This is a genomic window from Stenotrophomonas sp. GL_101 (genome assembly GCF_057835675.1).
Map to the genome: position 1 here is coordinate 2422725 of NZ_CM174432.1, position 24990 is coordinate 2447714.

The window sequence follows — 24990 nt, forward strand, 5'->3', positions numbered from 1 at the left end:
CATGGATGCCGTTGCCAACCCGCACCGCTCCGATCGCTGGCGCTTCTACCGTGCGGTGTGGCGGTGGCACTTCTATGCTGGTCTGTTCGTGCTGCCTTTCATCGCCTGGCTGGCGCTGACCGGGGCGGTCTACCTCTACCAGAAGCCCATTGATCGCTGGGTGCACCACGATCTGAAGGTGGTCGATGCCACGCCGGCTGCCGCGTCGCTCCCCAGTGCCCAGATCGGCGCCGTAATGGCGGTGAGCAAGGGGGAGGTGTTCCGCTACAGCACGCCTGAGCGCGCCGACGGGAGTGTGGAAATCGGCGTGCTGCAGGGCGACGGGCGGCGCGAGATCTACTACATCGATCCCGGCCCGGCGCGGGTGCTCGGCCACCTGCCGGAGAAGGGAACCTTCTCCGGCGTGGTGCGGCGGCTGCACAGCCTGGATCTGCTCGGCAACTACGCCAGTGCGCTGATCGAGATCGCCGCCGGCTGGGCCATCCTGCTCGTGCTGACAGGCCTCTATCTCTGGTGGCCGCGCGGGCAACAGGGCGGCATCACCAGCGTGCGCGGGCGACCGGTGCAGCGCTTGTTCTGGCGCGACCTGCACGCGGTGACCGGCGTCTGGGTTGGCGCGGTGTTGTTGTTCCTGGCGGTGACCGGCATGCCCTGGTCGGTGGTCTGGGGCAACCAGGTCAATGCCTGGGCCAATGGACAGCAGTACGGCTATCCGGCCGGCGTCCGCGTGGACGTACCGATGTCGCATCAACGGCTCGCCGATACCACCATGCCGACCTGGTCGATGCAGCAGGCACAGCTGCCGGTGTCGTCGCTGCCACGCGCCCAGCACGCCCACGCCGACAAACACGCCGGGCATGCGGGGCACGGTGGCGGCGCACTGGGGGACCTGTCGCCACAGCCGGGTGCCATCGGAATCGATGCGGCGCTGGATCGGTTCAACCGGCTTGGCATGGCGCCGGGCTACAGCGTGGCGCTGCCGCGTGGCCCGATGGGTGTCTATACCGCCTCGGTCTACCCGGAGGACCTGGCGCGCCAGCGGGTGGTCCACCTGGACCAGTACAGCGGCCGGGTCCTGTTGGACATGGGCTACGCCGATTACGGTGCCCTGGGCCGCGGACTGGAATGGGGCATCAACGTTCACCTGGGACAGGAGTACGGCAGCTTCAATCGGCTGTTCCTGATCACCGCCTGCACCGCGATCATCCTGCTGTGCGTCAGTGGCGCGGTGATGTGGTGGAAGCGGCGCCCCATGGGCGGTATTGGCGTGCCAGCGCTGCCCAGGCAAGGGCGAACGATGGCCATCGTCTTCGCACTGCTGTGCGTGGGAGGCGTGCTGTTTCCGTTGGTGGGCCTGTCGCTGTTGGTGGTGGGTATCGCGGACTTCATCGCGACAGGCGGTTGGCGCCGGCCTATCCGATGCCGGCGCGATCGGGCAGCGCCTTCACGAAGTCGATGAACATCCTCAGCGCCGGCGGGATCAGGGTCCGGTTCGGGTAATACAGATACGGACCGGAGAACGACTGCCACCACGGCTGCAGCACCGGCTCCAGTGCGCCGGACGCCAGGTATGGCTGCAGCCAGTCCTCGAACAGATGGATGATGCCGCTGCCGGCCACGGCCGCTTCCACTGCCAGGTCAATGCCGCCGCCGATCTCCACCAGCAGCTGCCCGCGTGGGGCAATGGTGATCACGTCCGGCCCACGCTGGAACTCCCATTCCGCGATCGCGCCGCTGGGAAAGCGCCCCCGTATGCAGGCATGCGCCAGCAGCTCGCGGGGATGCGATGGCCGGCCAGATGGGTACGCATTGTCCGTAATCCCGTACAGCCTGTTCTCCATTGGCTGGGTGGCACTCGCCTGGCTGATGCGCCGGTCACCCAACATCCTGCCCATTCCCGGTACCTCTTCGCTGGATCACCTGCGCGAGAACATGGCGTCGGCCCATTGGGTGCTCGACGACCAGGACGTCAGCGCACTCAACGCCGTCGCGCAGATCTCACGCTGAGCGTTCCGTCAGACGGGGTCAAACCGGAAACCCGTTGAATCGGCGCAGGATTCCGCCGGGCCCCGCCGAGCGGCCGCGGCACCGGAGGGTGCCGCGACGCCCTGGCAAGCCTGGATCAGAAGCTGTAGTCGAACGAAACACCCACGGTCCGCGGCTGCATCATGACCGCGTTCCAGCGCCGGTAATTGGTGGCGCTGCCCGCAGGCAAGGTCCTGCCGGCGGCAACGTAGATATCCTTGTTGGTCACGTTGGTGATGAAGAAGCGGATGGTCGAGTTCTGGCTGCTCACTTCGGCAGTCAGGTCCAGGGAGGTGTAGCCGGGCAGCTCGATGGACTGTGCTGACGCCACCGAGGCCTCACGCTCGCCGTAATAGCGCAGCGCACCGCCGACACTCCAGCCCCATTCGCCGCGCGTCGGGAACTGATAGTCGGCCTGCAGGCTGCCCGCCCACTCCGGCACCTGTGGCAGCCGGGCGCCGGATTCGGCCTGGTTGGCCCCCGCGCCGGGGCGCGCCGGAGGAATCGGCGCGGTCAGCTTGGCATCGGTGTAGGCCATGCTGGCGCTCAGGCGCAGCCCGTCCATCGGCATCAGTGCACCGGTGAATTCAACGCCCTGGCTGCGTGCACTGCCACCGTTGACGCCGTAGGAGATGCCCTGCGGCGTGACCAGGTTCAGGCGGATGTCATCCCAATCGATCCGGAACGCGGCCACTTCCACCAGTGCACGACGATCCCAGAAGTGGGTCTTCAGGCCGGCTTCGTAATTGGTCAGGGTGTCCGACTTGACCTGCGACGGCACCTCGGGCGCAGCCGGGAGGATGGGATTGGGACTGCCGGCACGGTAACCGGTGGCGACGCGCAGATAGGCCATGGTGTCCTTGCCCAGGAACAGCCGTGGACTGGCGCTCCAGGTGGTCACGCTTTCCGACGAGTCGGTGATCCGCTGCACCCCGTCCCCACCGAGCGGGCCGCCCAGGGTCTGTCGGAATACCTGGTCGTTGCGCGCATGGCGCACGCCCAGCGCCAGATCAAAACGGTCGGTGAATTTCCAGGTGGTGTTTCCAAACAGCGCCTTTTCACGGTAGCTGGTCAACACCGAGGCGGTGAACAGGGCGAGCACCGGGTTGAGTGCCGGGCTCAATGCACTGCCATTTTCGATGTAGGCGGCATCTTCGTCGGTATAGAACGCACCCAGCTGCCATTGCAGGCGGCTGTCACCCTTGGAGGTCAGGCGCAGCTCCTGGGTCCATTTTTTGAGTTCGATGTCGGTGTCCAGCGCGGCGTAGGCCATTACCGGGCCCACGCCAGGCGTCTGCCCCAGCAACGGAACGTATTCCACCGACTGGTCCTGCAGCCGCCACGAGTTGGACTTCATCCAGCTGCTGGAGGAGGTGAAATCTGCCCAGCCCAGATCCCAGTCCACGCTCAGCCCGTAGACGTCGTACTTGATCGTGCTCGGCTGCAGGAGCAGGTACTCGTTGGCATAGCCGGGCAGCTTGGGTTTGAAGGTGACCGGATCCAGTGCGACCGTCGCGAAATTGTCGCCCTTGTTTTCCTGGCGCATCGCCGTCAGCAGCACGTCAACGGTGTCCGACGCTTTCCACAGCAGCGACAGGCGACCGGCGTTCTGGCGCACGTCGTTGGTATCGCGGCGATGCAGCACGCTGTTGTCGATCCAGCCCGGGCTGGTCTGTTCGGCGTAACTGGCGCGCAGCGCCAGCTGACCTTTCACCAGCGGCACGTTGATCGCCGCGCGCTCGGAATGGCCAACCCGGCCACCGTCGTCGACGACCCGCATCGTCGCGCCGGCGCGGCCGGCGAAATACTCCAGGTCCGGCCGCTTGGTCACGTACTTGACCACCCCGCCCAGTGCACTGGCGCCGTACAGCGTGCCCTGCGGGCCGCGCAGCACTTCCACGCTCTGTACGTCGTAGGGCAGCAGGTCGAACATGCCCGAGGTGGCACCGGACAGCGAACCATTGGCGGTCAGCGGGACGTCATCGACATAGATCGACGTCGAGGCGGTGTTGCCCATCGGGGTGATGCCACGGATCGAGATCGTCGAACGGCCCGGTGCGCCCAGGCTGGAGACCTGCAGGCCGGGAATCAGACCGGCCAGGTCGTTGACGTTGTTGACCTGCAGGCGGTCGAGCTGCTCTTCGCTGATCACGCTGATCGACATCGGGATGTCGGTCACCACTTCCACGCGCTTCTGCGCGGTCGCCGTCACCGTCTCGAGCGTGTGCAGGTCGTCGCGCTGGGTGGGAGCGGCCGCATCCTGCGCCAGCACCGTTGCGCTGCAGCCCAGGGCCAGGATGCCTGCAGTGCAGGCCAGCGACAACGCGTTCATTCGGAGCGAACAGTGACTCATGGTGGTGACACCTCGGTAGCGAAGGTGGACGCCCACTTGGGTGGGCGTGGAATGCGGCTCATGGGAGTAGCGCAGCAGCAGGGGTGACGACGTTCCGTACATCTGCCGGCGGTGACATCGGCAGCGCGGCACTGATGCGCTTGTGAAGGTTTTGTTCACAAGCCCATATAGGCCACAATAGTCCTGAACAGAGAAGTGTCAATCATGCATCGCAACATGGGCGCATTCAGGTCGATATGGCGCTGGGCCGGCCTGCCTCAGCGCCCTGCCCCCATACCGCCTCGTCGCACCAGATCGTGCCGTCGCGATAGATGACAGCCGGCGTGCGGTCCTGCTTGAGAAAGGTCGGCCCGTCGAGATCGACAAGATCGCATCGCTGCCCGACCACGAAGGCCGGCGCGGCGCCCAGGCTGCTGCACACCATGCAGCCGACCATCACGCCCAGATCGGCGTCGCGTGCCGCAGCGGCGATCATCAGCGCTTCGGTCAAGCCGCCGCACTTGTCGAGCTTGATGTTGAACACGCTGAAGCGGCCTTTCAGTCCTTCGACATCGGCCAAGGTCAACGCACTTTCGTCTGCGGCCAGGGGAATGGGCGATACGAACCCGTCGAGGTCCGATTCACGCCCGCGTGCCAGCGGTTGCTCGATCAGTGAGACCTCGGCGGCGACCATGGCCGTCACCAGCCGGTCGAGATCGCCGATCTGATAGCCCTGGTTGGCATCGACCCCCAGCCACACCTCCGGGCGCGCCGCGCGGATGGCATCGACGCGCGCGATGTCGAGATCGAGATCACCGGTCAACTTGACCTTGATCGAGCGCGCCTGGCGATAGGCGACGGCCGCAGCGGCCATGCTTGCCGGCTCGTCGGCGCCGAGGGTGAAGGTCGTCGGCAACGGCCGCGGCGCGTCCACACCGGCAAGCGCCCACACCGGTTTGCCCGTGCGTTTGGATTCCAGTTCCCACAGCGCGGCATCGACCGCATTGCGCGCCCCGCCGGCTGGCAGGATCGCGCGCAGTTCTTCGCGCGTCGGATGCGCCTCGATCGCATCACGCGCGGCGTCCAGCGCGGCGCGGAGGCTGTCGATGGTTTCACCGAGGTAATAGACCCCGGTCGCTTCACCCCGGCCCACGTGCGTGCCGTCATCCAGGGTGACCAGGCAGGCATTCCGGCTATCGAATACATGGCTGGCAATGCGAAAGGGAACCGCAAGGCGCAATGCCTCGACCGAGACTCCGAGTGTCAGGCGCGCCATCAGACACTCACCGATCTGGCGACAGTCTCACGCGTTCCGGGCAGCACTGCCCACGGCTTGATCGAACACATCCTGTTCCCCTGCCTTCTATCGAATGATTCTCTATTTGAGACAATAGTTGTCTCTTTGGAGAACTGTCAATGGCGTTTCGCATTTCTGCAGTCAGGGGTGGCCGGCAGCGATCGTCGCCACCGGCGTCACGGTCACTTCGCAGGGGTCGCCGGGGCAAGCGCGGCGGCGATCTGCGACAGATGCTTGTTCCAGTCGAACTTCTTGCCTTCCGGGGTCCAGCCCAGGCGCACGATCACCGCGTCCTGCGACGGGATCACCGCCACGATCTGGTGATTGTGGCCCATCGCCATGAAGGCATCGGGCGCCACATCCTGCAGCACCTTGCGCCCCGCTTCCGCTTCCCCGGCCTCGGCCCGGTTCAACCAAAGCTGCGCACCATAGGAAGGCCGCGCCGAGGCCAGGGTCGGCGTCAGTGCGAAGTCCAGCCACGCCTGCGACAGCAGCCGCTTGCCACCGGCTTCACCGCGGTTGAGGTGAAGCAGCCCATAGCGCGCCCAATCGCGGGCAGTGGCATAGCCATAGGAACTGCCGACGAGCACACCGGACTCATCCGGTTCGATCAGCGCGCTGCTCATGCCGGTGGGCGCGAACAACCGCGTCTGTGCAAAGCGGGTCATGCCCTCCAGCGTTCCGCCGGTCGCCTCGAACACGATCCGCGACAGGATGTTGGTGGTGCCCGACGAATAGCTCCAGTGCGTCCCCGGCGCGTGCTCAAGGGGAAGCGCGGCAGCCAGGGCGCCCATGTCGCCTGCCTCGAACAGCATCTTGATCGACTCGTTGCCTGGCAGGTAGCTTTCGACGAACGTCAATCCGCTCGACATCGTCAGCAACTGGCGCAGCGTGATGGCTGCGCGGGGATCGCCCGCACCCTGCCATTCGGCAACCGGCGCGGGGGCATCCAGGGCGAGCACGCCGTCATCGACCAGCAAGCCGACCAGCGTTCCCATGATGCTCTTGGTTGCCGACCACCCGAGCATCGGGGTGTTCTGTGTAAACCCCGGTGCATAGCGCTCGGCAACGATCGCGCCACCCTGCACCACCACGATCGCCCGGGTGTCGGGATAGCCTGCGATATTCTGCTCATCGAAGGCGGCACGCACCGCTGCATCCAGCGCGGCCCGGTCGATCCTGGTTTCGGCAGCGGCCTGGCGCGCGGCCACCGGCAGATCCCCCAACGGCCATGGCCTGGCCGACAGCGGCTGCAGCGGCGTGAGCCGGGCAGCCTGCGCATTGAGCGTTTTGAGCGCTACATCGCCGGTGGTCAGCGTACAGCCGACTGCCGGACGATGGAGTGCGGTACGGGTGGCCGTACCGGGGGCCGATGCGGTCACGGTGCCTGCCTTGCGATCTACCGACAGCACCACTGCCTGGGTGAACGGCGCCAGCGCGTGGATATCGTCACGCAGCACGTCGGCCTCGGCACGTTCGGCCACGAATATACCGGCGCATGCGATCTGTGCGGCCACCGCCGTGCCCAGATCGCCCGGGCTGGTGATCGGTGGCGCGGCAGCGAGCGCCGGGCCGGATGCCGCAAGCGCCAGGGCGACAAGGCCCCACCGGGAAGAGTGTCCGAGCATGATGAACGACCTTTGATCTGTGCAGCGATGGAGTGGATCAGCCCTTGCGGCATTGGTGGCGCAACACGGCCCCGGCTTTGGCACCGGTATGCTTGCCGCCGTCGAAGGCGACCACACCGTTGACGATCACCGTCTCGATGCCGGTCGGCGATGCAGTAGGCGCTTCCCAGCTGGCGACATCATCCAGCGTGTCCAGGTCGAAGAGCACGATATCGGCGCGCATGCCTTCGCGGATCAGCCCACGGTCACTCAATCCCATCCGCTGTGCCGGCCAGCTCGTCATCTTGCGGACCGCATCCTCCAGCGACAGTACCGGGCGTCGCTTTACATACTCGGCGATGATGCGCGGGAAGGTGGCATACGCACGCGGGTGCGGCAGGCCAAGGGCGTCGACTTCGCCGAACTTCACCGCCGACGCCGCATCGCTGCCGATGCTGACCCAGGGCTGGCGCAGTGCCAGTTCGACATCCTGTTCGCTCATCATGAAGTACAGCGCGACGGCGCGATTGGGCAGCCCTTCGAGCGCGATGTCCCACGCGGCATCGGCCGGATCCTGGTTCAGCTCGGCACCGATCTCGGCCAGGCTCTTGCCGTGGAAGCGCCGGTACTTGTCACTGAAGCCATTGGCAAGACGCACGTTCTCGAAGCCGCCCGAGGCATGTACCAGGTTCGACCAGCCCGGCATCGAGCCTGCGGCCACTTCCTTTTTCATGCGCTCGCGCACCTTTGGGTCGCGCAGGCGCGCAATTCCCTTTTCCAGCCCATCGGCCCAGACCCAGCTCGGCGCGATGATTTCCAGCCCGGTGCCGCCGGCGGTATAAGGGTAGAGGTCGGCGGCCACATCGACACCGCGCGCCCGCGCCGCATTGATCGTCGCCAGCGCCTGTGGCATCAGCTTGCCCCATTGGGGAGCGAAGGCCGCCTTCAGGTGGAAGATTTCAACCTTGACCCCGCCCTTCTCGCCGATCTCGATGGCTTCCTCGATGGCCTTGACCACGCCCTCGCTTTCGTCACGCATATGCGTTGCATAGAAGCCGTCGCATTGCGCGGCAACCTTTGCCAACGAAATGAGGTCTGAGGTGCTCTGGAAGCTGCTGGGCGCATAGATCAGCGCACTGGAAATGCCGAACGCGCCGGCCTCCATCGCGACCTTGACCTGCTCGCCCATCGCATCGAGCTGTTTGGCGGTGGGGGCTCCCGCCGCATCGCCCATCACATGCACCCGGGCCTGGGTCGACGAATAGTAGGTGCCGAAATTGACGGAAATACCCTGCGTTTCCAGCGTGCTGAAATAGCCGGGGATCCCGGCCGCCGGTACCGGCGGTCCGCCCTCGCCCCCGATCAGGGTGGTCACGCCCATGCGCAGCTTGTTCTCCGCAGCGCCATCCTTGAGCAGCGCGGCGCCGGACTGGTCCATCATGTCGATGAAACCGGGCGCGACATAGCGGCCCCGTGCGTCGATTTCGCGGGTACCACGCCCGGGAATCTGACCGACCTGGACCACCCGTCCATCCTTGACCGCTACATCGGCCCGGACCCACGGGTTGCCGGCACCGTCGAGCACGCGACCATCGCGGATCACAAGGTCATAGTCAGCGGCTGCCGCAGTAGTGGCAAGCAGCATCGACAAGGTCGTCCAGAGAATTCTACGCTTCATCATTCCATTTCCTCAGGGGTACGGTCGCCGCGCATTCCGGTTGCCGGGTGCGGCTGGGGCTGTTCTGCGCGCACGTCATCCACGACCTCACGGACCGCGTCGACCACGCGATCAGGCTGGTCGATCTGGATGTAGTGGCCGGAATCGCTCACGATCTGTTGCCGGCCACGGGTCGACATGGCGGCCTGCTCGGCATGCAAGGTGCGCCATTCCTGCTTGAATCGCCCGCCCTCCGCCGCGGTCATGCCCAGCGCCGCCAGCTCTTTGGAGGTGAACGGCATCAATGCGGTCAGCACGATCAACGGGCGATCGCCAAAACTGTGGACCTCGCGCGCGTCATCCATGGTGCTGTCAAAGCCATCGACCTCGGATTTGGCGCCTTTGATCGACGCGCTGGAAAACGCGGTTATCTCAGCGGCCTCGTCCTTGGGCCGCTTGCCCTGGTCGGCACGCGAGAACAGGAATCGCACCAGGCCGGTCCTGGACAGCGCCGAGGCCGTGTTCATCAACAGCGATACCTTGCTTGGATGGACATTGACGCTCACCACGCTGCCGAGCCGGGCGATCTGATCGGGGTGCGAGGGGTCCACCATCACCAGCCCGGCGACCTGCTCGCCATAGCGCCCCACATAGGTCCGGATGTACGGCCCGCCGATGGAATGACCGACCAGCACCAGCGGATCGGAGATGTCCGCCGCTTTCAGCAGCGCATGCAGGTCCTCGGCCACGGCGGCGGCGCGCTGCGGCGAATCCTTGGCGTCGCTGCGCAGGATGCCCGCGCGGTCATAGGCACAGGTGCGGGTGAAGCCTGCGATCCGGTCGTGCACCAAGGTCCAGTCGAGCGTGCCGCCCGTGCCCAGCCCGGACTCCAGGATCACCGTTGGCGAGCCGCTGCCGCGGCAATCGATGTGCATCGCGCGCCCGCCGATGTCGACCATTTTCCCGCGCAGCGGAAAGTTCGCCTCGGCGTTACGGCGCCCCAGCGCCTCGTAGACCACCCCGACCAGGGTGAGCAGGATCAACAGGGCAAGCAGCCCCAGAAGGAGCCACTTCACCCACCGCCACACTCGCCGCCAACCGCTCACCTGTGTCATTTCATGCTCTCTGGAATGCCGTACTAAAACCCGTGTGTGTTGGGAGCGTGATCATTTCGCGGGTGCGCCGATCCGGTGGTCCGATCGCGATGCAGTCCTGATCTGCTGACGATAATCCCAAGAGGGATATAAACGTCCTAATGAGAGAATTGTCAATGTGCAGCGCGGCAGGGACGCTCGTCCGTCCCGCCGGGATGCTTACGCACCGGGCAGCCCTAGGGTTCGTCCAGCGCCTGAAATCGCTCGCCGAGGTGGTCGACCAGCGCGCGCACGGAAGGCAGCAGGCCACGCCTGGAAGGAAACACCGCATGGATGATCCCGTGCTTGGGAGTCCAGTCCGGCAGGACCTGCACCAGCGCACCGCGACGCAGGTGGTCGGCCAGCAGCATCTTCGGCAGCATCACGATGCCGACACCGGCAACGGCAGCGGCTGCAAGTGCGGTCATGTCGTCGGTCAGCATTCTGGGGACGTGGTGCACCGAGGCGGTGGCCCCGCCAATTCCGGACAGCTCCCACACGTGCGATTGCTCCTGACCGCTCAAATCGACTGTCGGGAACCGCGCCAGGTCCGCGGGAACCGCCGGTAGCCCGATACGGTCCAGCAATGCCGGGCTGGCCGCCATGCACCAGATCCGCCTGGACAGGACCTTGATGATGAGATCGCTGTCTTCCAGCGGTGGCGGGCGTACGCGGATGGCCACGTCGATGCCCTCCCCGACCACGTCGACCCGACGATTGGTGGCTTCCAGCACCAGGGTCACCTTGGTGTTCTGTGCCAGAAAGTCCGCGAGCATCTGACCGATGCTTGCATGCAGCAGCGCGACCGGGCACGACACGCGGATGACGCCCCGGGGCTCCGAGCGCGACAGCGCAACGGCCTCCTCTGCGGCTTCGGCCTCCACCAACATCGCTTTGCAATGTCGGTAGTAGTCCTGCCCGATCTCGGTGATGGAGAAGCGGCGTGTCGATCGCTGGATCAGGCGGACACCCAGTCGTTCCTCCAGCAGCGCGATACGACGACTCAACTTGGATTTGGGGACGCCCAACGCTCGACCCGCCTGCGAGAAGCCGCCGTGCTCCACGACCCACGCGTAGTACAGCAGGTCGTTGAGATCGATCGACCGACCAGGAAGAGTCATCGATTACTCCAGGGTTCCGCCAGGTCGTTCAGGTCATGCATGGCTCGCGCCCTTGAGGTACGGGATAGATGTAGCACACCGGCATCGATTGTTCACCTAATAGGACTCTGATGGCAAAAACCGCTATCTACCGACCCCATCGTCCCGGGCGTACTGTCTCTTCAACGCAAATCCGGGACCTCCCGGGACGGAGTCAGTGATGAAGGCAGTTCTTGGCGTCTACAGTGCCCCGCGCGCCCATTGGGTGGGTGACGGGTTCCCTGCCCGCTCGATGTTCTCGTACAGCACCCATGGTCAGCACCTCAGCCCCTTCCTGCTGTTGGACTATGCCGGTCCCCATCGTTTCGAGCCTACCGATCAGCAGCGCGGCGTCGGCCAGCACCCGCACAGGGGCTTTGAGACCGTCACCATCGTCTATGACGGTGAGGTGGCCCACCAGGATTCGACCGGGGCCGGCGGCACCATCGGCCCGGGGGATGTGCAGTGGATGACCGCGGCCTCGGGCATCCTGCATGAGGAATTCCACACCCCCGCGTTCGCCCGCCGTGGCGGCACCCTGGACATGGTGCAGTTGTGGGTGAACCTGCCCGCCCGGGACAAGATGGGCCCGCCGGGCTATCAGACGCTCCTTGACCAGGATATTCCGGTCGTGGACCTCCCCGACGCCGCCGGCCGTATCCGGGTGATCGCCGGTGAGTTCGCAGGGTCCCATGGCCCGGCACGCACGCACTCCCCGTTGAACGTCTGGGACATCCGGCTTCAGCAGGGGCATGAGCTCAGGTTGCCTGTGCCGGAAGGCTGGACGCTGGCGGTGGTCGTGCTGAAGGGCAGCGTACGAATCAACGGGGGGCAGAGCGTTGGTGAAGCACAGATGGTGATGCTCGACCGCAAGGGCGAAGGCGTCTTCATGGACGCGGCGAGCGATGCCACCGTGCTGCTGCTCAGTGGCGAGCCCATCGACGAGCCCATCGCAGGCTACGGGCCGTTCGTCATGAATACCCAGGAGGAGATCGCCCAGGCCTTCTCCGATTTTGAAAGCGGCCAGTTCGGTCAGATTCCGCACTGACCCCAGCACGGGGCGGCGCTGTTCCCCCTGCCCCGTCCCAACGCCCCCCACCACCCCACATTCCAGGAGAATGACTATGAGCGCACCTGCCAACTTCAACGGCGCCCGTCCGGTGATCGACCCGGACAATGCCGCGATGCTGCTGATCGACCACCAGAGCGGCCTGTTCCAGACCATCGGCGACATGCCGTTCACCACCGTACGTGCCCACGCCACCGCGCTGGCGAAGATGGCCACGCTGACGACGATGCCGGTGATCACCACCGCCTCGGTGCCGCAAGGCCCCAATGGCCCCTTGATCCCGGAGATCCACCAGGCCGCCCCGCATGCCACGTACGTCCCGCGCAGGGGCGAAATCAATGCGTGGGACAACCCGGAGTTCGTCGCCGCAGTGAAAGCCACCGGCCGCCGGCAGCTGATCATCGCCGGCACCATCACCAGTGTGTGCATGGCATTCCCGGCCATTGCCGCAGTCGCCGATGGCTACCAGGTGTTCGCCGTCGTCGATGCGTCGGGCACCTACTCGAAGATGGCCGAGGAAATCACCTTGGCGCGCGTAGTGCAGGCCGGCGTCGTGCCGATGGACACCGCCGCAGTGGCCTCGGAGCTGCAGCGCACCTGGCATCGCGATGACGCCGAGCAGTGGGCCGCGATCTACACCCACATCTTCCCCAACTACCAGTTGCTGATCGAGAGCTACCTGAAGGCACAGGACGTGCAGAAGCACCAGGAACCGCTGGATTCGCAGCGCAGCTGATCCCGCCGGGGCGGCGTGTTGGCTGACGGCCGCCCCGCATTGGCGCCCCCCCCTGCGGCTCTGTGCCGCCTCCTCCGGAGAATTGCAATGTCCAGTGAACCGATCCGCGATCCGAACAGCGATCACCTGCTCACCCCGCAGAATGCAGCATTCATCATCATCGACTACCAGCCCGTCCAGGTGAACTCCATCGCCTCGATGGATCGCCAGCTGCTGGTCGACAACATCGTGGGCGCGTCCAAGGCCGCGGTGGCGTATGGCCTGCCGATCGTGCATTCGACGGTGAATGTAAAGACCGGCTTGAACAAACCGCCGATTCCGCAATTGCGCAAGGTGTTGTCCGACTACCCGACCTACGACCGCACTACCATCAACTCCTGGGAAGACATCGACTTCCGCAGGGCCGTCGAAGCTACCGGTCGCAGGAAGCTGATCATGACCGCGTTGTGGACCGAGGCCTGCCTGACCTTCCCCGCCCTGGACGCCCTCAAGGAGGGTTACGAGGTCTATGTCGTGGTCGATGCCGTTGGCGGCACGTCCGTTGCCGCGCATGAAGCGGCGCTGCGTCGTATCGAACAGGCCGGCGGCCAGCTGATCAGCGTGCCGCAGCTGTTCTGCGAACTGCAGCGCGACTGGCAGCGCCATGAAACGGTGCCGGACTTCATCAAGCTGTTCATTGAAACCGGTGGCACGGCTGGCATCCAGTTCTCCTACGACCAGACCGAGTAAGCCCATCGAGGGAGCGAGGCCGACGCCTTGCTCCCTCCGTGCCGGCAACGCGGCCTGTTAGCGACGCAGCTCCAACGCCGCGACGGTGTACCAGCCAAACGCCGGCAGCAGTGCCAGCCGTTGGGTAAGGCCGTGGTACGGAGGCGGGTCCAAGCCGACCACCATCAACCAGAGATAGGTCATGGCCACCAGCGAGGTCCAACGCGACGCCCAGCGGATGCGCGAAGAGGCCTGCGGTCCAAGCTCCACCAGAAAGAGCAGCGGGGTAAGCACCGAAAACATGCCGATGCCGTAGAGGCCATGCAACGGGCTGCCCGTGAGGAAGATGCCATTGCTGAGCATTGCTATCCCAAACAACGCGGACGTCACTGCGGTGAGCACGAAACGTCGGCCCGGTATCAGCAGTGACAGGCTGAAAACAAGGATGGCTGTTCCACTGATCGTCGCCGCGATGTGCTCGGCATAGGCAGGCAGCCCCGGCAGCAGGCCAAGCTCGCTCAGGTGTTGGGAGACCGAGCTGTATCCGGGCACGGTGAAACCCACCAGGATCAGGACCAGCATCGCGCCAAGGGGAAGGAACACCGCTTGTCGGGTCGCCCATCCACGCATCGCAATCACCGTCAGTCAGTCGGGAAAGCGGCGACGTTAGCAGTTGCCTTCATGTTCGTCATCCGCTCGGCGGCCGTTCGCCCGTCGAGGCGGACCTGCATGCCGTGGCCGGCGGGTTACCCCGGCCACGGGTACACCCCGCTTCTTCCCGGTTACGACTGCGTTGCGCTGTCTCCGCGGTGCGGATACCCGGCCTCGGCCAGCACGGCAAGGAAGGCGGCTTCATCCAGTACGCTGTCGACCCGCACCTGGCGTGCAGACGGGTCGGTTTCGATACGCGCCTGGGGGTCCACGCTGAGCAGCGCGGCTCTCACCGGCGCAGCGCACGAGCCGCAGGTCATGGTCGGAATGTGGAACTGATGCATGTGAAGCTCCTGGTTGGTGGGTACACCGACCATCCTGGGCGTTGACAGCGTGACAAGGTCAATCAGGAATTTCGACCGCTCGGCCAATCCTTCCCTGCCGTTCAGGACATGCTACGCGTCGTTGCCTTGCGCACGCGCGATGACGCCGGCATATCCAGGCCAAAGCGCGGCGTCTTGCCGGTTGCCCCGGGCCGACTGCCCCGCTCCCGCGATGCGGTCGGGTCTGCCAGGTCTTCGATGATCGGGCAATCGGGGCGATTATTGCCGTGGCAGTGGTTGGCGAGCTCGCGCAGCGTATGCGCCATGGCCTGCAACTCCGCGATCTTCGCTTCCAGCTCCTCCACATGGGAAAGCGCGACCTTCTTGACATCGGCACTGGTCCGCTCGCGGTCGCGCCAGAGCAGGAGCAGTTCGGAGATCTGCTCGACGGTGAAGCCCAGATCGCGTGAGCGGCGGATGAAGCGAAGGCTGTTGGCCTCCTGCAGGGTGTAGTTCCGGTAGCCGGCGTCAGAGCGGCTGGCGCACGGTATCAAGCCGATTTTCTCGTAGTACCGGATCATCTTCGCCGACACGCCGGAGAATGTTGCTGCCTGGCCGATATTCATCGTGCTTCCCTTGGTAACGTCCACATCAGTATAGAACCCCGTTTCAAGCGCCCACCGGCGCCGCGTCGGGGGTAAAGAAGACATCGGCATGCAGGTCATCCGGACCGAGGCGCGCCGCCCGGCAGATGCGCATGGCTGCTTCAACCATCGGCGGTGGGCCGGCCACGTAGGCCTTCCATCCCTCCATCCGCGGGTGATCCTCGGCAACCGCGTCGGTCACCCACCCGGTTCGCCAGCGGGCCTGGTCGGCGTCCTGGGAGAGCACCGGGGTAAAGGTCAGGTGGGCGTGCGCCCGGGCCAGCTGCTTGAAATGCGCAACCAGGTACAGGTCACGCGCGGTACGCGCGCCGACGTACACATGGATCGGCTGCCGCGTGCCGTCTGCCAGCGCCGCCTCCACGATCGCAAGGATGGGCGCCAGGCCGGAACCGCCGGCAATACAGAGGATGGGGCCGGCATGCTGCCGACGATAATGTGACGCCCCCAGCGGCCCCTCCATCAGTACCGGATCGCCGATCCGCAAGCGTGCGTGGACCCGCTCGCTCGCAAGCCCGCCGGGCACCCGGCGGATGTGGAAATCGAGCTCGCCCGCGCCGGTCTGGCCGGCCATGGAGTAGTCGCGGGGCGGCGCGCCCGGGAAGGTCAACCGTACGTACTGGCCAGCACGGAACGCCATCGCTTGAGCATCGCCGACCGCAAGGCGGATGCGCTTGATATCGTGCGTCAGGGTCTCGATTTCCTGCACGTGGCAGTCCAGGCGTTGAACCGCGTGGGAGGGGCCTGCGTCGAGGTCAGCGGCCCAGGCCGCGACCAGATCGGTCTGCGGCAGGGCACTGCAGGCAAGGAACCACCCTTGCGCCTTCTGCACGTCGGTCAGGGCGAAACGGCTGTGCGGCCGATGCTGGACCGTTCCGCTGATCAGGCGTGACAAACACGAACCGCAGCGACCGGCGCGACACCCATGCGGATAGGCGATGCCGGCCGCCAAGGCGGCCTCAAGCACGGTGGCGCCCTCCTGCACCACCAGTGTTCGCCCTTGCTGGGGCAGTTCGATGTAGCGGATCATGGCCGCGCTTCCTGCGGGACCGCACCGGCCTCCATGCGCATCGGCGCACGGAAGCGCTTGAGCCGCAGCGCGTTGCCCAGCACGAAGATGCTGGAGAGCGCCATCGCGGCAGCGGCGAAGATCGGCGACAGCAGCATGCCGTTGAGCGGATACAGTGCGCCGGCCGCGACCGGGATCAGGACCGCGTTGTAGGCGAAGGCCCAGAACAGGTTCTGTTTGATGTTGCGGATCGTCGCCTGGCTCAGTGCGATCGCGTTGGGCACGCCACGCAGGTCGCCGGACATCAACACCACGTCAGCCGCTTCGATCGCCACATCGGTACCGGTACCGATGGCCAGCCCGACGTCGGCCTCGGCCAGTGCCGGGGCGTCATTGATGCCATCGCCGACAAAGGCGACGCGCGCACCGTTGGCGCGGAACCGCTTCAGCGCGGCCACCTTGCCATCGGGCAATACCTCGGCGGCGACTTCGTCGATGCCCAGCTGCCGGGCAATCGCCGCAGCGGTGGCCGCATTGTCGCCGGTGATCATCGCCACCTTGAGGCCCAAAGCATGCAGGGCCCGGATCGCTTCCGGCGTGGTTTCCCTGATCGGGTCGGCAACGGCGATCACTGCCGCCAGGCGGCCATCGATGGCCGCATACAGCGGGCTTTTGCCCTCTTCCCCCAGCTGCCTGGCCGCGCTGGCGAACCGGCTCACGTCCAGGCCCAGCTCGGTCATGAACCGGTCTGCGCCTACCGCGACCGGGCGTCCGCCCACGGTTGCCGCCACGCCAAAGCCCGGCGTGGCGTGGAAGGCATCGAGCGGGACAAGGGCGATGCCGCGCTGCGTGGCCGCGGCAAGGATCGCTTCGGCGATCGGATGCTCCGAACGGCTCTCCACCGAGGCAACCAGCGCCAGCACTTCGTCGTAGTCAAAGCCCTCGGCCGGCACCAGATCGGTCAGCTCAGGGCGCCCCTTGGTCAGGGTGCCGGTCTTGTCCAGCGCGATGACGCTCACGTCCCGCAATGCCTGCAACGCCTCTCCCTTGCGGAACAGCACACCCAGTTCCGCTGCACGCCCGGTGCCCACCATGATCGAGGTCGGCGTCGCCAGCCCCATCGCGCACGGGCAGGCGATGATGAGCACGGCGACCGCATTGACCAGCGCGAAGGTCAGCGCCGGTGCGGGGCCGAAGACCAGCCAGACCAGGAAGGTCAATGCGGCGGCAACCATCACCGCCGGTACGAACCACAGGGTGACCTTGTCGACCAGCGCCTGGATCGGCAGCTTGGAACCCTGCGCTTCTTCCACCAGGCGGATGATCTGCGCCAACACCGTGTTGGCACCGACCTGGGTGACGCGGAAGCTGAACGCGCCGGTCTTGTTGATCGTGCCACCGACAACGGCCGCGCCCACTCCCTTCGATACCGGCACCGGCTCACCGGTAATCATGCTCTCGTCCACGTACGAGGCACCTTCAACCACCTCCCCGTCCACCGCGACCTTCTCGCCGGGACGCACCAGCACAACGTCACCGAGGGCGACCTGGTCCAGGGCAATCTCGACGATGGCACCGTTGCGCTCGACCCGTGCGGTCTTGGCCTGCAGACCCACCAGCCGCTTGATCGCCTGCGAGGTACGGCCCTTGGCACGTGCCTCCAGGGTGCGCCCCAGCAGGATCAGGGTGACGATGACCACGGCGGCTTCAAAGTAGACGTTGGCCGTTCCCGGGGGCAGCACCTCCGGCACAAACGTGGCGACCACCGAATAGCTGTAGGCCGCGGCCGTGCCGACCGACACCAGCGAGTTCATGTCCGGGCCGCCTCGCAGCAACGCCGGCACGCCCTTGCGGAAGAAGCGCAGGCCAGGCCCGAACAGCACCAGGGTGGCCAGCGCGAACTGCAGGTACCAACTGGTCTGCTCGCCCAAGGTGTGCATCACCCAGTGGTGCATCGCCGGCACCAGGTGCGAGCCCATCTCCAGGATGAAGACCGGCAAGGTGAGGATGGCCGCGATCAACAGCGCGCCGCGCAGCTCCCGCCCCTCCGCCTCACGCCGCGCGGCGTCCTGATCGCCACCGCCCCCGGGGACGTCGGGCAGGCGCCGTGCGGTATAGCCAGCCTTCGCGATGGCCGCGTCGAGGTCGGCGAGGGTTACCACGCCTGCCAGGTGCCGTACCCGCACACGCTCGGTGGCCAGGTTCACGTCGGCCTGCAGCACCCCGGCCACCTGGCGCAGGGCCTTCTCGACGCGACCCACGCAGGACGCGCAGGTCATGCCCTCGATCATCAGCTCGCTGGTCTCCTCGTGGACTGCGTAGCCGGCACCTTCAATCGCGCTGACGGCAGCCTGTGGATCGGCCGCGCCGATGAAGGCGACGTCCGCGCGCTCGGTGGCCAGGTTGACCATGGCCGTTGCCACGCCCGGCACTGCCTGCAGTGCGCGCTCCACTCGACCCACGCAGGACGCGCAGGTCATTCCCTTGATGGGCAGGCTGAGCCGCCCGGCACGGGGGTGGGATGAAACGGCGTCTTTCTGGATAACCACGGAAGCCATCTGGCTGCCCTTTGGAGAGTCTGTGTTGCGGCCAGTCTGGGGATTCCAACGATGGGAAGGTCAAGGGTGCCCGGCGCGCGTTCCATCCGGATGGATGACCACCTCACCATCTTCCTTGGAAAACGCCGCCGCGACCCGCGGAAGAATCTCCAGCACCACTTCGGAGGGCCGGCACAGGCGAACGCCAGCGTCGGTCTGTACGAACGGTCGGTTGATCAGGATCGGGTAACGCAGCATCGCGTCCAGCAATGCATCGTCACTCAGCGCGGTATCGTCCAGGCCCAGCGTCAGATAGGGCGTGTCTTTCTGCCGGAGGGCATCGCGCACGCACAAGCCGGCCGCACTGATCAACGCGACCAGGCGCGCGCGGCTGGGCGGGGCCGCCAGGTAATCGATCACCTCCGGCTCGATCCCGGCATGGCGGATCAGTGCCAGGGTGTTGCGCGAGGTACCGCACTGCGGGTTGTGGTAAATCGTGGCGTTCATGCATTTTCCTCGGGGTTCACGCTCGTTTCCAGCACGCCTGCGGCCCTCGCCAGTGCGATTGCTTCGGCAGCCCCCTTGCGCTCGCTGTAGCGGTCCACCAGGTAGTCGCTGTGCCCACGGACCAGCAGGGTGAACTTGACCAGCTCCTCCATCACGTCCACCACCCGGTCGTAATAGGCCGAGGGCTTCATCCGTCCGTCGTCATCGAACTCCTGCCAGGCCTTGGGGACCGAGGACTGGTTGGGAATGGTGACCATGCGCAGCCAACGGCCCAGCACGCGCAGGGCATTGACCACGTTGAACGACTGCGACCCGCCGCACACCTGCATCACCGCCAGGGTCCGGCCCTGGGTCGGCCGCACGCTGCCCTCTTCCAGCGGTAGCCAGTCGATCTGGTTCTTGAACACGGCCGTCATCGTGCCGTGGCGTTCGGGGCTCACCCAGACCTGCCCTTCCGACCAGAGCGACGCCTGGCGCAGTTCCTGCACCTTGGGATGGGAGGCTGGCACGGAATCGAGCAGCGGCAGCGCCTGCGGGTCGAACAGCCGGGTTTCCGCGCCGAGGTGGTCAAGCAACCGTTGTGCTTCAAGGGCGAGCTTGCGACTGAACGAGTGTGGCCGCAGCGACCCGTACAGAATCAGGATGCGGGGCCGGTGCGTCCGCGGCGCGGCGCCCTGCAGCGATGCGATCGAGGGGATGTCCAGGGCGGCCTGGAGCACATGGGGAACCGTCTGCATGGGGTTGCCTGTCGCGTAATGTTCCATTATTCTAGAATCATGGAACATAAGACCGCAACTCACGCATTGGCTGCGCTTGGCCACCCCAGTCGCCTGTCCATCTTTCGTCTGCTGGTGAAGGCCGGAGGCAGCGGCAAGCTGGCCGGTGATATCGCACAGGCGCTCTCCCTGCCCGGTGCCACGCTGTCCTTTCACCTGAAGGAACTGATGGCCGCCGGATTGATCCAGGCCGAGCCGCGCGGCAGGACCATCTGCTATCGGGCCGAGTTCGAGGCGATGCGCGCCCTGGTGGCCTACCTCACCGAGAACTGCTGCGCTGATGAGCAGCCCTGCGATCGCCCCGCCGGCTGCTGACCCCCCCTGCCCGTGCCCCGGCACGGGTGCCCCGTCCATCGCCTGGAACTGCGCATGTCCGCTGAATCCCCCCGCCTGTCGTTCCTGGACCGGTATCTCACGCTGTGGATCTTTGCCGCGATGGCGCTGGGGGTCGGCATCGGCGCAGCGTTCGAGGGCGTGCCCGTGGCACTCCACCGCCTGACGCTCGGCTCGACCAACGTTCCGATCGCCATCGGCCTGATCCTGATGATGTATCCACCGTTGGCGAAGGTGAATTACGAAGCGTTGCCCCAGGTCTTCGCCGACAAGCGGGTGCTGATGCTCTCGCTGCTGCAGAACTGGATCATCGGCCCGTTCCTGATGTTCGGGCTGGCCGTGCTGTTCCTGCGCGACTACCCCGACTACATGACCGGCCTGATCCTGATTGGACTGGCGCGCTGTATCGCCATGGTGCTGGTATGGAACCAGCTGGCCCGCGGCGACAGCCAGTATGTGGCTGGCCTGGTGGCGTTCAACGCGCTGTTCCAGATCACGCTGTTCAGTGTCTACGCGTGGTTCTTCCTGTCCTGGTTGCCACCGGTACTCGGCCTGCAGGGCAGCGTTGTCGCGGTCAGCGTCTGGACCATCGCCGAAGCGGTGCTGATTTACCTGGGCATACCGTTCCTTGCCGGATTCATCACCCGGCGCTGGCTGAAGGCAGCCAAGGGAACCCAGTGGTATGAAACACGATTCCTGCCGGCCATCAGCCCGATCACCCTGGTCGCGTTGCTGTTCACCATCGTGGCGATGTTCAGCCTGAAAGGCGCCGATGTGCTGCGGTTACCCGTGGATGCGGTGCGCATTGCGCTTCCACTGGTGCTGTACTTCATCATCCAGTTCACCCTGAGCTTCTTCATGGGGCGGTGGGTTGCCAGGGACTACCCGCGGACCACCGCCATCGCCTTCACCGCGGCGGGCAACAACTTCGAGTTGGCGATCGCCGTGGCCATCGCGGCCTTCGGCCTGGCCTCACCGGTGGCCTTCGCGGCCGTCATCGGGCCGTTGGTCGAGGTGCCGGTACTGATCCTGCTGGTCCATGTGGCCCTGCGCTGGGGCAGACGCTACTTTCCCGCCGACGCATCGCGCCGCTGAATCCCCCGGCATGCGCTCGGAAACCGGCCCCCGAGCCGCCGCAGCGCGGGCCTGGGCCCGGCGATTGGCGCCGACACCCCAGGATCGGGGACAATAGACCGGATCGGAAGCACCCGGTCCGCCACGGCACGGACCCGCATCGCGGCGGTCATCCCTCCGCGCCCTACTCCGTCTTCCCGCCGCTCTCTCCGGATCTGAATTGAACACGATTGCCCCACCGCCTGCTGCCGACGACCTGCCCCTGACCGACCGCCTGCGCCAGGCGCTGGACCTTTTGGAGGCAATCGAAGCCGATCGCAGCGTGCTCGACACGCTGCCCGACGCCGACCGCGTGCGCCTGCACCAGGTGGTGGCCAAGGTCTACCACCCCGAGCCGAAGGCACGGCGGGTGAAGCTCAAGCAGCAGGCGCGCGAACGCCACCAGGAGAAGGTGCGCAAGTCCGAAGCGCTGCTCGATCAGACCGGTATCCGTGCACTGCGGCGCAAGCCGGTGTTCAGCACGCCGAACTTCTTCCCGCCGCATGCGGCCGGCCTGCATGACGCGCGCAACGGTGAGGGTGCCGAGGCCGCGCCCGAGCCGGTGCAGTCGCTGGAACTGCGCCACTGCTATGTGTGCAAGCAGAAGTTCACCCAGCTGCACCACTTCTACGACCAGATGTGCCCGGCGTGCGCCGAGCTGAACTACTTCAAGCGTACCGAGACCGCCGACCTGCGTGGACGGGTGGCGCTGCTGACCGGCGGCCGGGTCAAGATTGGTTACCAGGCCGGGCTGAAGCTGCTGCGCGCGGGCGCCGAACTGATCGTGACCACGCGCTTCCCGCGCGACTCGGCGGCGCGGTATGCCGAAGAGCCCGATTTCGCCGAGTGGGGCCATCGGCTGCAGGTCTACGGCCTGGACCTGCGCCATACGCCCAGCGTGGAGGCCTTCTGCAGCGAACTGCTGGCCACCCGCACGCGCCTGGACTTCATCATCAACAATGCCTGCCAGACCGTGCGCCGCCCGCCGCAGTTCTACGCGCACATGATGGCCGGCGAGACCGCCGCGCTGCACGAGCTGCCCGAGACGGTGCGCAGGTTGATCGGCCAGTACGAAGGCCTGCGCAGCGCCGAGCTGCTGCCGGCGGCAGAGCCGGCTACGCTGCCTGCGGCGCAGGGCCTGGACGGTGCGCAGGGCCTGACCCGCGCCGCCGAGCTGTCGCAGGTCCCGTTGCTGGCCGATGAGCTGCTGGGCCAGCAGCATCTGTTCCCCGAAGGGCGGCTGGATCAGGACCTGCAGCAGGTGGATCTGCGCGGGCGCAATTCGTGGCGGCTGCTGATGGCCGAAGTGCCCTCGGTGGAGCTGCTGGAGACCCAGCTGGTCAACGCCATCGCGCCCTTCATCATCAACGCGCGGTTGAAGCCGTTGATGCTCGGCACGCCCGAACGCGACAAGCACATCGTCAACGTATCGGCGATGGAGGGGCAGTTCTACCGCAACTTCAAGACCACCCGGCATCCGCATACCAACATGGCCAAGGCGGCGTTGAACATGATGACGCGTACCTCGGCGGCCGATTACCAGAACGACGGCATCCACATGAACAGCGTGGATACCGGCTGGGTCACCGACGAGGATCCGGCCGACCTGGCCGCCCGCAAGGTGCAGGAAGAGCGCTTCCATCCGCCGCTGGACATCATCGATGGCGCCGCGCGCATCGTCGATCCGATCATCCATGGCTTCAACAGCGGTGAGCACGTCTGGGGCCAGTTCCTGAAGGACTACGCGCCCACCGACTGGTGAGCGCGCGCGGATCGGGCTTGCGCACGCTTCCTTAACCACGTCGCCTTATGCTGCACGGACGCCGATTCCGCAAAGGAGATGTCATGAAGAAGCTGTCTGCCCTGATCCTCGCCGGGTGCCTGCTGGGCACCAGCCCGCTGGCAATGGCCGAGATCGTCAACCTGACCAACAGCGCCGATGGGGCAAATCGTGAGGCCGGCATCGCCGCGGTCAAACAGAAGCTGCGCGATGCCTGCACCGAACGCAAGGGCACCCCGCAGATGGATTCGTTCGAGGTCGAGTTTGAAAAGACCAGCGAGAATCCGAAGGTGCCCAAGCCGTATTACGTGGACGGCAAGCTCCAGTGCGACCTGCCCGGCTGAGCTGACGGCGGGAGCCGGATGCCCCCTTCCCGCCCGGCTGCCTGCTGATATAGTGCGGCGAGCATGATGGGCGCGGTGCCCGTCCACGCACAACAGGGAGTTGGCCATGGGTCTGGTACAGGCGGTGAAGGGTGCAGTCGGTGGCGTATTGGCCGACCAGTGGAAGGATTTCTTCACCGTGCCGGCCGGGCTGCCATCTACGGCGGCGCTGTTTGCCGCGGTGGCGCAGGGCACCAATGCCGGGCGCGGGTCCAATACCGGCGCCTCCTCGAACATCATCAGCAACGGGTCCAAGATCGTCGTGCCCGAAGGGTACGGGCTGCTGCTGTTCCAGGACGGGGCCATCACCGGGTTCGTCGCCGAGCCGGGCGGCTATGAATGGCGCTCGGACGATACCAACTCGCAGTCGATCTTCGCCGGTGACGGCCTGGTCGCCCCGCTGATCCGTCAGAGCTGGGAGCGCTTCAAGTTCGGCGGCCAGCCCGGTTCGCAGCAGGCGGCGTTCTTCGTGTCGCTGAAGGAACTGCCGGACAACCGCTTCGGCACGCAGTCGGAAATCTACTGGGACGATAGCTTCCTGGGGACCCAGGTTGGCGCGGTGACGCGCGGCTCGTACACGCTGAAGATCGTCGATCCAATCCTGTTCGTGAAGAACTTCGTGCCGGCCCGCTATCTGCAGCCGGGCCAGGTGTTCGACTTCACCGACCTCGACAACGCCGCGGCCAGCCAGCTGTTCAACGAGGTGGTGGGCTCGCTCGCGCCGGCCTTCAGCCTGTATACGAACGACCCCGGCAAGGGTAACCGCATCACCAAGCTGCAGCAGGACTCGCTGGGCTTTGCCAAGAGCCTGTCCGATGCGGTCGAGCAGGGGTACCAGTGGAAGTCCGATCGCGGCTTGGCCATCGTCAAGACCGCCATCGTCTCCATCGAGTACGACGCCAATACGCGTGAACTGCTCAAGACCGTGCAGCGCGCCGATGCGCTGGCCGGTGCCCGTGGTAATTCCAACCTGCAGGCCAGCGTTGCCCAGGGCATCCAGTCTGCCGGTGAGACCGGCGGTGCTGCCGGGCTGGTGGGCGTTGGCATGGCGTCGGGCATGTTCGGTGTAGGCGGCATGCAGCAGCCGGTCGCGCCGGCCGCCGACGACCCGGTTGCCAAGCTGAAGAAAGCCAAGGAAATGCTCGATCTCGGCCTGATCACCCAGGACGACTACGACGCACTCAAAGCCAAGGCGCTGGGCCTCTAAGACGCA

General features: G+C 65.9%; 22 protein-coding genes and 2 pseudogenes. 10 read left to right on the plus strand and 14 right to left on the minus strand.

Annotation, left to right across the window (positions count from 1 at the left end; genetic code table 11):
* Window position 1 precedes the first annotated feature (1 nt).
* Window positions 2-1459 carry a PepSY-associated TM helix domain-containing protein gene (locus AC3IR9_RS10660; RefSeq protein WP_489290629.1) on the plus strand — a complete coding sequence of 486 codons (1458 nt, stop codon included), beginning with the start codon at window positions 2-4 and terminating at the stop codon, window positions 1457-1459.
* Here AC3IR9_RS10660 and AC3IR9_RS10665 read toward each other — a convergent pair.
* Window positions 1413-1796 (minus strand): annotated as a pseudogene (locus AC3IR9_RS10665) (LysR substrate-binding domain-containing protein); the annotation flags it as partial. The gene AC3IR9_RS10660 and the pseudogene AC3IR9_RS10665 overlap by 47 nt on opposite strands.
* Window positions 1797-1848: 52 nt before the next feature.
* On the opposite strand from AC3IR9_RS10665, the pseudogene AC3IR9_RS10670 reads away from it, so the two are divergent.
* Window positions 1849-2007, plus strand: a pseudogene (locus AC3IR9_RS10670) (aldo/keto reductase); the annotation flags it as partial.
* A gap of 115 nt (window positions 2008-2122) precedes the next feature.
* Here the strand turns inward: AC3IR9_RS10670 and AC3IR9_RS10675 are convergent.
* The 6 genes from AC3IR9_RS10675 to AC3IR9_RS10700 form a co-directional block, all read right to left on the minus strand.
* Entirely contained in the window at window positions 2123-4378 is a 2256-nt protein-coding gene (locus AC3IR9_RS10675; protein ID WP_489290631.1) for a TonB-dependent receptor, read from the minus strand.
* Window positions 4379-4604: 226 nt separating this feature from the next.
* Complete coding sequence (locus tag AC3IR9_RS10680; RefSeq protein ID WP_489290633.1) at window positions 4605-5633, minus strand: dipeptide epimerase; 1029 nt, start codon at window positions 5631-5633, stop codon at window positions 4605-4607.
* A 203-nt stretch (window positions 5634-5836) separates the two neighbouring features.
* Window positions 5837-7282 (minus strand): serine hydrolase domain-containing protein, encoded by a 1446-nt coding sequence (locus AC3IR9_RS10685; RefSeq protein WP_489290635.1) that lies wholly within the window; start codon window positions 7280-7282, stop codon window positions 5837-5839.
* Window positions 7283-7319: 37 nt separating this feature from the next.
* Window positions 7320-8939, minus strand: a complete 1620-nt coding sequence (locus AC3IR9_RS10690) for an N-acyl-D-amino-acid deacylase family protein (RefSeq protein WP_489290636.1) — start codon at window positions 8937-8939, stop codon at window positions 7320-7322.
* Window positions 8939-9994, minus strand: a complete 1056-nt coding sequence (locus AC3IR9_RS10695) for an alpha/beta hydrolase (RefSeq protein WP_489290638.1) — start codon at window positions 9992-9994, stop codon at window positions 8939-8941. Before AC3IR9_RS10695 ends, AC3IR9_RS10690 begins: the two co-directional genes overlap by 1 nt.
* A 254-nt stretch (window positions 9995-10248) precedes the next feature.
* Window positions 10249-11172, minus strand: a complete 924-nt coding sequence (locus tag AC3IR9_RS10700) for a LysR family transcriptional regulator (RefSeq protein ID WP_489290640.1) — start codon at window positions 11170-11172, stop codon at window positions 10249-10251.
* A gap of 199 nt (window positions 11173-11371) precedes the next feature.
* On the opposite strand from AC3IR9_RS10700, the gene AC3IR9_RS10705 reads away from it, so the two are divergent.
* From AC3IR9_RS10705 to AC3IR9_RS10715, 3 genes are all read left to right on the plus strand, one after another.
* Window positions 11372-12238, plus strand: coding sequence for a pirin family protein (locus AC3IR9_RS10705; protein ID WP_489295789.1), 867 nt, complete (start codon window positions 11372-11374; stop codon window positions 12236-12238).
* A 76-nt stretch (window positions 12239-12314) separates the two neighbouring features.
* A complete protein-coding gene (locus tag AC3IR9_RS10710; RefSeq protein ID WP_489290642.1) occupies window positions 12315-12995 on the plus strand; it encodes a hydrolase in 681 nt (226 codons plus the stop codon).
* 87 nt (window positions 12996-13082) lie between these two features.
* A complete protein-coding gene (locus AC3IR9_RS10715; RefSeq protein WP_489290643.1) occupies window positions 13083-13724 on the plus strand; it encodes a hydrolase in 642 nt (213 codons plus the stop codon).
* Window positions 13725-13781: 57 nt separating this feature from the next.
* Here AC3IR9_RS10715 and AC3IR9_RS10720 read toward each other — a convergent pair whose 3' ends face one another.
* From AC3IR9_RS10720 to arsH, 7 genes are all read right to left on the minus strand, one after another.
* Entirely contained in the window at window positions 13782-14333 is a 552-nt protein-coding gene (locus tag AC3IR9_RS10720) for a DUF998 domain-containing protein (protein WP_489295790.1), read from the minus strand.
* Between the two features lie 152 nt (window positions 14334-14485).
* Window positions 14486-14698, minus strand: coding sequence for a heavy-metal-associated domain-containing protein (locus AC3IR9_RS10725; protein WP_489290645.1), 213 nt, complete (start codon window positions 14696-14698; stop codon window positions 14486-14488).
* 101 nt (window positions 14699-14799) lie between these two features.
* Window positions 14800-15303 (minus strand): Cu(I)-responsive transcriptional regulator, encoded by a 504-nt coding sequence (gene cueR, locus AC3IR9_RS10730; RefSeq protein WP_489290646.1) that lies wholly within the window; start codon window positions 15301-15303, stop codon window positions 14800-14802.
* 43 nt (window positions 15304-15346) lie between these two features.
* Window positions 15347-16369 (minus strand): 2Fe-2S iron-sulfur cluster-binding protein, encoded by a 1023-nt coding sequence (locus tag AC3IR9_RS10735; protein ID WP_489290647.1) that lies wholly within the window; start codon window positions 16367-16369, stop codon window positions 15347-15349.
* Window positions 16366-18906 carry a heavy metal translocating P-type ATPase gene (locus AC3IR9_RS10740; RefSeq protein WP_489290648.1) on the minus strand — a complete coding sequence of 847 codons (2541 nt, stop codon included), beginning with the start codon at window positions 18904-18906 and terminating at the stop codon, window positions 16366-16368. Before AC3IR9_RS10740 ends, AC3IR9_RS10735 begins: the two co-directional genes overlap by 4 nt.
* Before the next feature lie 60 nt (window positions 18907-18966).
* Window positions 18967-19392: an arsenate reductase (glutaredoxin) gene (gene arsC, locus AC3IR9_RS10745; RefSeq protein ID WP_489290649.1), complete on the minus strand. Its 426-nt coding sequence runs from the start codon at window positions 19390-19392 to the stop codon at window positions 18967-18969.
* Entirely contained in the window at window positions 19389-20129 is a 741-nt protein-coding gene (gene arsH, locus AC3IR9_RS10750) for an arsenical resistance protein ArsH (protein ID WP_489290651.1), read from the minus strand. The genes arsC and arsH overlap by 4 nt, the downstream gene beginning before the upstream one ends.
* Window positions 20130-20168: 39 nt before the next feature.
* Here arsH and AC3IR9_RS10755 point away from each other — a divergent pair, with 39 nt between their 5' ends.
* From AC3IR9_RS10755 to AC3IR9_RS10775, 5 genes are all read left to right on the plus strand, one after another.
* Window positions 20169-20483 (plus strand): ArsR/SmtB family transcription factor, encoded by a 315-nt coding sequence (locus AC3IR9_RS10755; protein ID WP_489290653.1) that lies wholly within the window; start codon window positions 20169-20171, stop codon window positions 20481-20483.
* Window positions 20484-20537: 54 nt separating this feature from the next.
* A complete protein-coding gene (gene arsB / locus AC3IR9_RS10760; protein ID WP_489290655.1) occupies window positions 20538-21596 on the plus strand; it encodes an ACR3 family arsenite efflux transporter in 1059 nt (352 codons plus the stop codon).
* 199 nt (window positions 21597-21795) lie between these two features.
* Complete coding sequence (locus tag AC3IR9_RS10765) at window positions 21796-23376, plus strand: SDR family NAD(P)-dependent oxidoreductase (protein WP_489290656.1); 1581 nt, start codon at window positions 21796-21798, stop codon at window positions 23374-23376.
* Window positions 23377-23459: 83 nt separating this feature from the next.
* Window positions 23460-23738 (plus strand): hypothetical protein, encoded by a 279-nt coding sequence (locus tag AC3IR9_RS10770; RefSeq protein ID WP_489290658.1) that lies wholly within the window; start codon window positions 23460-23462, stop codon window positions 23736-23738.
* 106 nt (window positions 23739-23844) lie between these two features.
* Complete coding sequence (locus AC3IR9_RS10775; protein WP_489290660.1) at window positions 23845-24984, plus strand: SPFH domain-containing protein; 1140 nt, start codon at window positions 23845-23847, stop codon at window positions 24982-24984.
* Window positions 24985-24990 lie beyond the last annotated feature (6 nt).